Source organism: Caulobacter sp. B11, assembly GCF_002737765.1.
Lineage (GTDB): Bacteria > Pseudomonadota > Alphaproteobacteria > Caulobacterales > Caulobacteraceae > Caulobacter.
Map to the genome: position 1 here is coordinate 1 of NZ_PEGG01000194.1, position 6760 is coordinate 6760.

At 70.7% G+C, this 6760-nt stretch carries 9 protein-coding genes and 2 pseudogenes; all 11 read left to right on the forward strand.

Annotated elements, in window-relative coordinates; all coding sequences use genetic code 11:
- Nucleotides 1–194 (forward strand): AbrB/MazE/SpoVT family DNA-binding domain-containing protein (locus tag CSW58_RS08745; RefSeq protein WP_236627729.1); only part of this gene is annotated, 194 nt, incomplete at its 5' end.
- A gap of 51 nt (nt 195–245) precedes the next feature.
- Nucleotides 246–575: an endoribonuclease MazF gene (gene mazF / locus CSW58_RS08750; protein ID WP_099447034.1), complete on the forward strand. Its 330-nt coding sequence runs from the start codon at nt 246–248 to the stop codon at nt 573–575.
- A 94-nt stretch (nt 576–669) separates the two neighbouring features.
- Nucleotides 670–987 carry a PepSY domain-containing protein gene (locus tag CSW58_RS08755; protein WP_099447035.1) on the forward strand — a complete coding sequence of 106 codons (318 nt, stop codon included), beginning with the start codon at nt 670–672 and terminating at the stop codon, nt 985–987.
- Nucleotides 988–996: 9 nt separating this feature from the next.
- The gene (locus CSW58_RS08760) at nt 997–1674 is read left to right on the forward strand and encodes a response regulator transcription factor (protein ID WP_099447036.1); all 678 of its coding nucleotides are present in this window, start codon (nt 997–999) and stop codon (nt 1672–1674) included.
- Between the two features lie 23 nt (nt 1675–1697).
- Nucleotides 1698–3080 carry an ATP-binding protein gene (locus CSW58_RS08765; protein ID WP_099447037.1) on the forward strand — a complete coding sequence of 461 codons (1383 nt, stop codon included), beginning with the start codon at nt 1698–1700 and terminating at the stop codon, nt 3078–3080.
- Between the two features lie 165 nt (nt 3081–3245).
- The gene (locus tag CSW58_RS16205) at nt 3246–3455 is read left to right on the forward strand and encodes a hypothetical protein (protein ID WP_369825134.1); all 210 of its coding nucleotides are present in this window, start codon (nt 3246–3248) and stop codon (nt 3453–3455) included.
- Between the two features lie 7 nt (nt 3456–3462).
- Entirely contained in the window at nt 3463–4536 is a 1074-nt protein-coding gene (locus CSW58_RS08770) for a hypothetical protein (protein WP_369825135.1), read from the forward strand.
- Between the two features lie 183 nt (nt 4537–4719).
- Nucleotides 4720–4887 (forward strand): annotated as a pseudogene (gene ccmI, locus CSW58_RS15135) (c-type cytochrome biogenesis protein CcmI); the annotation flags it as partial.
- Nucleotides 4888–5036: 149 nt separating this feature from the next.
- The gene (locus tag CSW58_RS15140; protein WP_236627730.1) at nt 5037–5705 is read left to right on the forward strand and encodes a tetratricopeptide repeat protein; all 669 of its coding nucleotides are present in this window, start codon (nt 5037–5039) and stop codon (nt 5703–5705) included.
- Between the two features lie 112 nt (nt 5706–5817).
- Nucleotides 5818–6135, forward strand: a complete 318-nt coding sequence (locus CSW58_RS08780; protein WP_369825136.1) for a cytochrome c maturation protein CcmE — start codon at nt 5818–5820, stop codon at nt 6133–6135.
- Between the two features lie 74 nt (nt 6136–6209).
- A pseudogene (ccsA, locus tag CSW58_RS08785) lies at nt 6210–6760 on the forward strand (cytochrome c biogenesis protein CcsA); the annotation flags it as partial.

Genomic DNA, 6760 nt, shown 5'->3' on the forward strand with positions numbered 1-6760 from the left:
GGTCTCGCATGCAGGTTCTGGTCAAGAAGTGGGGCAACAGCGCCTCGGTCCGTATTCCCGCGACGGTGATGGCGGCGGCGTCGATCGTGATCGACCAGGCCGTGGACGTGCGCGAGGAAAACGGCCGGATCATCATCGAGCCCATCCGGGCGCCGAGTTTCGATCTGAATGAGCCTGGCGCGGATGACGCCTGAAACCTTCCCTGACGAGATCGATCTTGGCGCCCCGGTCGGCCAGGAGGTCTGGTGACGGCGCGCTATGTCCCCGAGGCCGGCGACATCGTCTGGCTGCAGTTCGATCCGCAGGCGGGCCACGAGCAGGCTGGCCACCGCCCGGCGCTGGTGCTGTCGCCCTCCACCTATAACGGGCAGCGCGGAATGATGATCTGCTGCCCCATGACCAGCCGATTGAAAGGCTATCCGTTCGAAGTGATCGTCGATGACGCCAGCGCGGTGCTGGCCGATCAGGTCAAGAGCGTTGACTGGGTGGCTAGGCGCGCCTCGCGAAAGGGCGCCGCCTCCGAACCCGTGCTGGCCGAGGTGCGCGCCAAGCTCCAATTGCTGATCGGCCTTTGACGTCTCGCACCCCGCCCCGTGACAGAACGCCCCACCCCCGTCATAACGGCGGCGTTCAGTCTCCATTCAGCCGTGGTCCCTTAAACCCGACGTCATGAAGCCGATCCACATCCTCTTCGCCGCCGCGATCGCCGCCGCCGCCCTGCCGGGCGCGGCGTCGGCGCAGCGCGCGCCGGACTCGCTGGGGGCCGGCTGGCGGGCCCAGCAGGACCAGGCGCGGGGCGGCGTGCAGTCGGGCCGGCTGGTGCCGCTGAGCCAGGTGATCGACCGCATCGCGCGGCGCACGCCGGGACGGGTGCTGGACGCCGGGCTCGAAGGCAACAATTATCGCGTACGCTGGGCCACGGCCGACGGTCGCCGCATCGACTTCATCGTCGACGCCCAGACCGGCCAGATCCTCAGCGCCAACTAGGAAGCTTCCATGCGTATCCTGCTCGTCGAGGACGATCCCGACCTGTCGCGCCAGCTGAAGCTGGCCCTGGCGGACGCCGGCTATGCGGTGGACCACGCCCCCGACGGCGAGGAGGCCCAGTTCCTGGGCGAGACCGAGCCCTATGACGCGGTGATCCTCGACCTGGGCCTGCCCAAGGTGGACGGCGTGTCGGTGCTGGAGCGCTGGCGCCGGGGCAGCGTCGCCACGCCGGTGCTGATCCTGACCGCGCGCGGTTCCTGGAACGAAAAGGTCGCCGGCTTCGACGCCGGGGCCGACGACTATCTGACCAAGCCGTTCCACACCGAGGAGCTGCTGGCCCGCCTGCGCGCCCTGCTGCGCCGCTCGGCCGGCCATGCCTCGCCCAGCCTGTCGTGCGGCGGCCTGCGCCTGGATCCGCGCGCCGCCCGGGCCAGCGTCAATGGCGAGCCCCTGCGCTTGACCTCGCTGGAATACCGCCTGCTGCACTACATGATCATGCACCAGGGCCGGGTGATCGGCCGCACCGAGCTGGTCGAGCACCTGTACGACCAGGATTTCGATCGCGATTCCAACACCATCGAGGTGTTCATCGGCCGGCTGCGCAAGAAGCTGGGCAGCGACCGCATCGAGACCGTGCGCGGCCTGGGCTATCGCCTGACGGCCCTGGAAGGCGAGACCAGCGAGTGATCCGCGCCGGGGCGCGCTGAGCCATGAAGCTCGACCTGGGCAAGCCGTCCCTGGTTCGTCGTCTGGTCGTGCTGGCCGGGGTGTGGAACCTGGTGGTGCTGCTGCTGGCCGGGACCTTCCTGACCGCCCAGTTCCGCGAGGCGGCGATCCGCCGCTTTGACCAGTCCTTGGCCGTGCTGACCGATGACCTCTATGCCGGGTCCAGCGTCGAGGACGGCCGGGTCAAGGCCCCGTTCCTGACCGACATCCGCGCCACCCGCGCCTATTCCGGTCGTTACTGGCAGATCCTGGCCCTGCGGCCGAACGGCAAGCTGGCGATGATCGAGCAGTCGCGCTCGCTGTTCGACATCATGCTGGCGATCCCCGCCGTCCAGGCCGATCGCCTGGCCGCCGCCCCGGGCAAGACCCTGTTCTTCGACCTGCCGGGGCCGCAGAATCGCCCGCTGCGCGCCGCCGCGATCCTGACCCGCCTGCCGGGCTTCGAGGGGCCGGTGGTGTTCATCGCCGCCGAGGACCGCTCGCCGATCGACGCCGACGCCAGTCGCTTCGCCCGCATCACGGCCATCGCCCTGCTGATCCTGGGCCTGGGCCTGATCTCGGCGGTGGTGGTGCAGGTGCGCGTCGGCCTGGCGCCGCTGTTTCGCCTGCGCCGCGAGGTGGCGTCGGTGCGTCGCGGCAAGTCCGAACGCCTCAGCCACGCCTATCCGGTCGAGCTGGAGCCCCTGGCCGTCGAGCTCAACGCCCTGCTGGCCCATAATCAGGACGTGGTCGAGCGCCAGCGCACCCATGTCGGCAACCTTGCCCACGCCCTGAAGACGCCGCTGTCGGTGATGCTGACCGAGGCCAGCCAGCGGCCCGGCGCCCTGGCCGAGGTGGTGACCCGTCAGGCCGACGTCATGCGCGAACAGGTCGATCATCACCTGCGCCGGGCCCGGGCCGCCGCCCGCTCCCAGACCTCGGGCGAACGGACGCCGGTCGAGCCGATTCTCGACGAGTTGGCCGTGACCCTGGAGCAGATCTTCCAGGACAAGGGCGTCGAGATCGACTGGCGTTGCCCCGAGGACCTGTGCTTCCAGGGCGAACGCCAGGACCTGATGGAGCTGGCCGGCAATGTCATGGAAAACGCCGGCAAATGGTGTCGCGGCAAGGTTCGCGCGGTGGCCGAGGGGGTCAGCGGCGAGCGGCTGAGGCTGATCGTCGACGACGACGGTCCGGGCCTGCCGGCCGATCGCTGGGCCGACGCCCTCAAGCGCGGCCAGCGCATGGACGAGAACGCGCCGGGTTCGGGTCTGGGCCTGTCCATCGTCGATGAACTGGCCCGGGCCTATGGCGGCTCGGTGACGCTGGACGCCTCGCCCCTGGGCGGGCTGCGCGTGGTTCTGGAGCTGCCGCGCGCCGGCGGCTAGGTCCGCGCGCGTCCTGCGACACCGCGACCTTGCGGCGGCGTGACGAAAAACGACGAGTTTCGGAAAGTCTTAACCTCGTTTGGAACATGGTTCCTGCGACCCGTGGAGTGTGGTCGACAGAGACACATGGCTGCTATCGCAACGAAAAAACTGGCGATGGTTCGGATGCTGGTGGAAACCGCGCCGGACGCCGCGCTGCGCAGCCTGGAACTGGCCCTGTCGGGGGCCGGTACGGACGGCCCCTGGCGTCTGTTCGCAGCCTCGTCGAGGACGAGACCGCCGATCGCTTCGTCCGCAACACCATCCTGGCGCCGATCGTGCCGCTGTGCGGCCGGCGTGACGACGACCTGGTGGCCTTCCCCAGCCGCGCCCTGAGCCTGCTGTGGAAGGGGCTGCGCACCAGCGCCCCAAGCGGGTCGAGGAAGCCATCGCCAAGTGCAATCCCTGGGACCTCGACCAGGGTCCGCCCGAGATCTTCAACGAACTGTGCCGCGTCGCCGCCCTCGGTCTGCGCGACCCCGATTCGACCGCCTTCGCCCCGCTGGACGCCGTCTGCGACCGCGATGAACTGGCCGACTATCTCGACCTGGCGACCATCGTGCGCTCGGCCTTGCCCAAGCTGTCGGAATGGGTCAGCCGGATGACGGACGAACGGGCGGCTTCGGCGCGCCTGGCCTATCGCGACGCCTGCGCCATCAGCGAGGACGCCGGCCCGCGGCTGTTTTCGCTGCTGGCGGCGCATCTGCCGGACGACTGGCGGATCCTGCGGGTCATCTCGGCGGTCATGGATCGACCCAATGACCGCTATCTGGCGGCGTCCGAAGTGGGTGTGTTCGGCGAGCGGATGCTGAGCGACATCGAACGCGGCATCGATTCGATTCGCACCTTCGATCTCGACGGCGGCGAGGCGGCGGGCCGCGCGGCGGCCGCGGCGGCCCAGCGGATCGCGCTGCAGATCACCGAATTCGAGCAGTCGGTCGAGCTGTCCAAGGACGGCCCCTGGGGCCGGCGCATCGTCAAGTTCAAGCAGGCCATCGCCCAGGTCGCCGATTCCCGTCTCAACGCCGCCGACAAGGAACTGGCCGCGGCCCTGCCGCTGCAGTCGATCTCGATGCTGGGCGGCAAGGGCGGCAAGGGCATTCCGCGCCTGACGGCCGACCCCGACCCTCGCCTGATCACCCGCGCCCAGGGCGTGCTGGCCTTCATCTGCGACATCCGGCCCTGCGCGGCCCAGAGCGGCTATGGCTCGACCCGCACCAAGGTGCTGGAAAAGCTCAATACCCGCCTGGACCAATATATCGAGGACGTGCTGCACGTCGCCCGGACCGGCGAGGGCGGCGACAGCGGCGTCGCCCGCAAATATCTCGATATCGCCGCCGGCCTGATCGCTTTCACCCGCGACGACAAGACCTCCGAAATCGTGCGCCGTCGCGCCGCGGCGGCCATCGCGGCCTGAACGCGACCCTTAAGCGGTTTTTTCGCTAACAGGCCCTGGATTTCCCGGCTAACACCCGCTGATGATCGTTTTCTGGATCGCCACGGCGGCCCTTTCGGCCGCAACCGCCGCCCTGATGATGCGGGGCGCCGCGCGTTCCGCCGCGGGCGTGACGCGCGCGGGGGCGACGACGCCAGTCTGGCCGTGCACCGCCGCCAACTCTCCGAGATCGACGACCTGGCCGAGCGCGGCCTGCTGGCCGGCAGCGAGCTGAAGGCCGCGCGCGCCGAGGCCGGCCGGCGGCTGATCGCCGCGGCCGAAGGGGCCACCGCCTGGCCCGTCGAGAGCCCGCGCATGCGGCTGGCGGTGATCACCGCCGCCGGCCTCGCGCCGCTGGCGGCCCTGGCCCTCTATCTCGCGGTCGGCGCGCCGGTTTCAATGACCAGCCCTATGCCCGCCGTCTGGCGGAATGGCGCGCCACCGATCCGGCCCAGCTGGGCCCCGAGCGCATCGCCGCCGTCATGCTGCAGATCACCCGCGAACGGCCCGGCGATGTCGAGGCCCTGCGGCACCTGGCCCTGGCCCGGATGGCCGGCGGCGACGCCTCGGGCGCGGCCCAGGCCCTGCGTCAGGCCGTCGCCCTGGCCCCCCAGCGGGCCGATCTCTGGGTCGGTCTGGGTGAAACCTTCGTGGCCGAGGGCCAGGGCGAGGTCGGGGCCGACGCCCGCCGCGCCTTCGCCGAGGGGCTCAAGCGCGATCCCCGCAATGTCAGCGCCCTCTACCATCTGGGCCGGGCCCGCATCGCCGACGGCGACCTGGCCGGCGGTCTGTCCGCCTGGACGGCGCTGCAGGCCAGCCTGCCGGCCGGCGACGGCCGCCGCGCCGTGCTCGGCCAGGAAATCGCCCAGGTGACCCGCGACGGCCGCCTGGCGGGGCCGGACGCGCCCGCCGCTCCGGCCGGCGGCCCGACTCCGGACATGATCAAGGGCATGGTCAGGGCTGGCCAGCGGCTGGACGCCAATTCCCGATGGATCCCGACGGCTGGGTGCGGCTCCTACGCCGTGCTCGGCGACGCCCCCGCGCGCGACGCGGCCCTGGCCAAGGCGCAGGCGCGCTATGGCGACCAGCCCAAGGTCCTGGCGGCGCTTCGCCAGGCCGCCCAGACCCCTTCAAACGCGGCCGTTCAATGAGCTTTCTTCCTCAGGCCCTGGTTCCCAAGTCGCGCAAGGCGCGCCGCCGCCTGGCGATCTTCCTGGCTATCGCCCCGGTGGTCGCCCTGGCGATCGGCCTGGCCTGTGGGGCATGCGCAGCTCGATCTCGCTGTTCTACACCCCCGCCAGGCCGTCGAGGCCAAGGTGCCGGCGGGCGCAAGGTGCAGCTGGGCGGGCTGGTCAAGCCCGGCAGCGTGGTCAAGCATCCGATGGCCGCGTCGAGTTCGTGATCGCCGATCAGCGCGCGACCAGTCTGGTACGGTTCAACGGCGACCTGCCCGACCTGTTCCGCGAGGGCCAGGGCGTGGTCGCCGCCGGGGCCTTCGACGCGACCGGGCCTTCGCCGCCACCCAGGTTCTGGCCAAGCACGACGAGCGCTACATGCGCGGCGAAGTGGAGAAGGCCCTGAAGGAACAGGGCGAGTGGCGCCGGCGAACGGCGCCAAGCCCGCCTACGCCGCCCCCAGACCCGAAAGCCCATGTCATGATCGCCGAATTCGGCGCGTTCGCCCTGGTGCTGGGCCTGATGCTGGCGGTCGCCCAGACCCTGCTGTCGGGGTTCGGCGGCCTGAGGCGCTCGGCGATCCTGGCCGGGGCCGGCCGCGGCGCGGCCGGGCAGCTTCCTGGCGGTGGCGGCGGCCTTCGCGGCCCTGATCCACGCCTTCGTGGGTGTCGGGACTTCTCGCTGGCCAATGTCGCGGCCAATTCCCATACGGCCAAGCCGCTGCTGTTCAAAGGTGGCGGGGGCCTGGGGCAGCCACGAGGGCTCGATGCTGCTGTGGTGCGTGGTGCTGACCGGCTATGGCGCGGCGGTGGCCGTGTTCGGCGCCGGCCTGCCGCCGCGCCTGCGCACCTACGCCATGGCCGTCCAGGGCCTGCTCGGCGTGATGTTCCTGCCTATACGGTGCTGGCCTCCAACCCGATGGCCCGGCTTGTCGATGTGCCGCTCGAGGGCGGTCGCTCAATCCCCTGCTGCAGGACTGGGCCCTGGCGGTGCACCCGCCCTTCCTCTACGCCGGCTATGTCGGGTTTTCG

Bases quoted from the DNA above. Each gene is read 5' to 3' on its own strand.
- CSW58_RS08755 (WP_099447035.1), top strand. From the start codon at position 670: ATGAAGCCGATCCACATCCTCTTCGCCGCCGCGATCGCCGCCGCCGCC.
- CSW58_RS08760 (WP_099447036.1), top strand. From the start codon at position 997: ATGCGTATCCTGCTCGTCGAGGACGATCCCGACCTGTCGCGCCAGCTG.
- CSW58_RS08765 (WP_099447037.1), top strand. From the start codon at position 1,698: ATGAAGCTCGACCTGGGCAAGCCGTCCCTGGTTCGTCGTCTGGTCGTG.
- CSW58_RS16205 (WP_369825134.1), top strand. From the start codon at position 3,246: ATGCTGGTGGAAACCGCGCCGGACGCCGCGCTGCGCAGCCTGGAACTG.
- CSW58_RS15140 (WP_236627730.1), top strand. From the start codon at position 5,037: ATGCTGCAGATCACCCGCGAACGGCCCGGCGATGTCGAGGCCCTGCGG.
- CSW58_RS08780 (WP_369825136.1), top strand. From the start codon at position 5,818: ATGCGCAGCTCGATCTCGCTGTTCTACACCCCCGCCAGGCCGTCGAGG.